Source organism: Burkholderia sp. Ac-20392 (assembly GCF_017104585.1).
Classification (GTDB): Bacteria; Pseudomonadota; Gammaproteobacteria; order Burkholderiales; family Burkholderiaceae; genus Burkholderia; species Burkholderia lata.
Window position 1 is genome coordinate 1 of record NZ_JAAGPB010000742.1, and the last position, 2,990, is coordinate 2,990.

2 protein-coding genes are annotated in these 2,990 nt (G+C 68.1%); both read left to right on the forward strand.

Annotated elements, in window-relative coordinates; translation table 11 throughout:
* The first annotated feature begins 7 nt into the window (after positions 1 to 7).
* The gene (locus tag G3N99_RS37610; protein WP_206124902.1) at positions 8 to 1,327 is read left to right on the forward strand and encodes an MFS transporter; all 1,320 of its coding nucleotides are present in this window, start codon (positions 8 to 10) and stop codon (positions 1,325 to 1,327) included.
* Positions 1,328 to 1,371: 44 nt separating this feature from the next.
* Positions 1,372 to 2,316: a dihydrodipicolinate synthase family protein gene (locus tag G3N99_RS37615; protein ID WP_174943132.1), complete on the forward strand. Its 945-nt coding sequence runs from the start codon at positions 1,372 to 1,374 to the stop codon at positions 2,314 to 2,316.
* The last annotated feature ends 674 nt before the right edge of the window (positions 2,317 to 2,990 follow it).

The following is a 2,990-nucleotide window of genomic DNA, read 5'->3' on the forward strand; positions in this document are numbered from 1 at the left end:
TACCGCAATGAACGAAACCCCGACCGTTCCGCCCGCACCGCCGCGTATCCGGCGCGGGCAACGCATCGCGCTCGCGCTGTTGATGGCGAGCGGCATCGTCAACTACCTCGATCGCGGCACGCTGGCCGTCGCAAGCTCGGCGATCCGCGGCGACCTCGGCCTGTCGCTCGCGCAGATGGGGCTGCTGCTGTCGGCCTTCTCGTGGAGCTATGCGCTGTGCCAGTTCCCGGTCGGCGGGCTGGTCGACCGCATCGGCCCGCGCCGGCTGCTCGGGATCGGCCTGATCGTCTGGTCGTTCGCGCAGGCGGCGGGCGGCATCGTGTCGACGTTCGGCTGGTTCATCGTCGCGCGCATCGTGCTCGGCATCGGCGAGGCGCCGCAGTTCCCGTCGGCCGCGCGGGTGGTGAGCAACTGGTTTCCGCTGCGCGCGCGCGGCACGCCGACCGGCATTTTCAACGCCGCGTCGCCGCTCGGCACCGCGCTCGCACCGCTGCTGCTGTCGATCCTCGTTGCGTCGTTCGACTGGCGCTGGGCGTTCATCGCGACGGGCGCACTCGGTCTGGTCGTCGCCGTCGTCTGGTTCGCGCTGTATCGCGATCCGGTGCGCGCGCAACTGACTGCCACCGAGCGCAATTATCTCGACGCCGATGCGCAAAGCGCGGTCGCGGCGCCGAAACTGACGTTCGCGGAATGGCGCGGCCTGTTTTCGCACGGCACGACCTGGGGGATGCTGATCGGCTTCTTCGGATCCGTGTACCTGAACTGGGTGTACCTGACCTGGCTGCCGGGCTACCTGACGATGGAACGGCACATGAGCCTGATCCGTACCGGCTTTGCCGCGTCGGTGCCGTTCCTGTGCGGATTCGTCGGTTCGCTGCTGGCCGGCTGGCTGTCGGACCTGGTCACGCGCCGCAGCCGTTCGCCGGTCGTGAGCCGGCGCAATGCGGTGGTGGTCGCGATGCTCGGGATGGTCGCATTCACGATTCCCGCCGCGCTCGTGCAGAGCAACACGGTGGCGCTCGCGTGCATTTCGGTCGTGATCTTTCTCGCCAACGCGGCGTCGGCCTGTTCGTGGGCGCTCGCGACGGCGGCCGCGCCGCCGAGCCGCATCGCGTCGCTCGGGGCGATCCAGAATTTCGGCGGTTTCATCGGCGGCGCGCTCGCGCCGATCCTGACGGGCGTCATTGCGCAGAAGTGGTCGTTCGTGCCGGCGCTGCTGACGGCCGCGGCGATCGCGTTTGCGGGCGCGATGGCGTACCTGCTGCTGGTGCGCAAGCCGATTCCCGAACAGGCCGCGAACGCCGCGCCCGGGCCGTTGCCGGCCTGAGCATGCCGCATGCGCCACGCATTCACTGAAGCAAGGAGAAACACATGCAACACCCGCAGCAATCGAACGTGACCATCGAGGGCATCGTCCCGGTGATGCTGACGCCGTTCGACGATGCCGGCGCGATCGACTACGCCGGGCTCGAGCGGCTGATCGAGTGGTATCTGGCGCACGGCGCCGATGCGTTGTTCGCGGTCGCGCAGTCGAGCGAGATGCAGTTCCTGAGCCTGGCCGAACGCGCGGAACTCGCGCGCTTCGTGGTCGAGCGGGTGGCCGGGCGCGTGCCGGTCGTCGCGTCCGGGCACATCAGCGACGATCTCGACGCGCAGGTCGCGGAGCTGTGCGCGGCGGCCGAATCGGGCGCACAGGGCGTCGTGCTCGTGACCAATCGCCTCGATCCGCAGCGCAAGGGCAGTGCCGCGTTGCTCGACCATCTGCACCGGCTGCTCGCGCGCTTGCCGTCGGATCTGCCGCTCGGGCTGTACGAGTGTCCGGCCCCTTACCGGCGGCTGCTGTCGGATGACGAACTGCGCGCGTGCATCGACACGGGCCGCTTCGTGATGCTCAAGGACGTGAGCTGCGACCTGGAGACGGTGAAGCGGCGGGTCGCGCTCGCCGAAGGTTCGCCGCTGAAGATCCTCAACGCGAACGCCGCGATTGCGTGGGACGCGATGAAGGCGGGTTCCGCCGGCTTCAACGGCGTGTTCACCAACTTCCATCCGGATCTGTACCGGTGGTTGCGTACGCAAGGGGCGTCGAATCCCGCGCTGGCCGACGAGCTCTCGACGTTCCTGGTCGTTTCGGCGGTGTCGGAGGCGCTGGGGTACCCGGCGCTCGCGAAGCTCTATCACCAGCGAATCGGCACGTTCGCGTCGATCCGTTGCCGTGCGATCGACTACGACGTGCGTGAACGGTTCTGGGCGCTCGATGCGGTGCTCGACAAGATCGTGGCCGGGACCGAGCATTTCCGTCGGCGGATCGCGGCGTAATCGTGCGTGCGGGGTGCCGTCCGAGGTTTGCGGTGCGCGGTGGTTGCATGCACGGTCGGTTTGTCGCGATGCGTCGCGTATGCGTGGCGACAAGCGGCGCTAGTGGTGCTTGTGGTGTATCGGCCATGCCCCGGATGGTGTGAATCCGGCGTGGTGTTCGGGCCGAACGTGTCACACGGCGAACGCATCGGGATTTTCAGTGCTGTCGAAGGCGGCTGAACTGCCTTCGACAGCCGGGCCGCCGCAATGGCTGGCCGGTTACAGGATGTCCGTTGTGACGAACGACGGCGGGTTGCCGACACAACACCGACGCAAGGCCCCACCTTCATTCCGTCGCACCATCGAGCCGCCGGCAAGCTGGCAAGCCGCAAGCCGCAAGCCGCAAGCCGCAAGCACCCGAGCACCCGAGCACCCGAGCACCCGAGCACCCGAGCACCCGAGCACCCGAGCACCCGAGCACCCGAGCACCCGAGCACCCGAGCACCCGAGCCCCGAGCACCCGAGCCCCGAGCCGCCAGCCCCCAGCGCACAGCACCCCGCCGTGAACCCCCACCACGTACCACCCGGCACAAGTCGCCACCAACCAAGCACGCCCGATCACACCTCCAACAAACAACACCAAGCAACAGCAAGCAACGCAATACGTCACAGCGCTGCAGTCGCATGAGCACAAA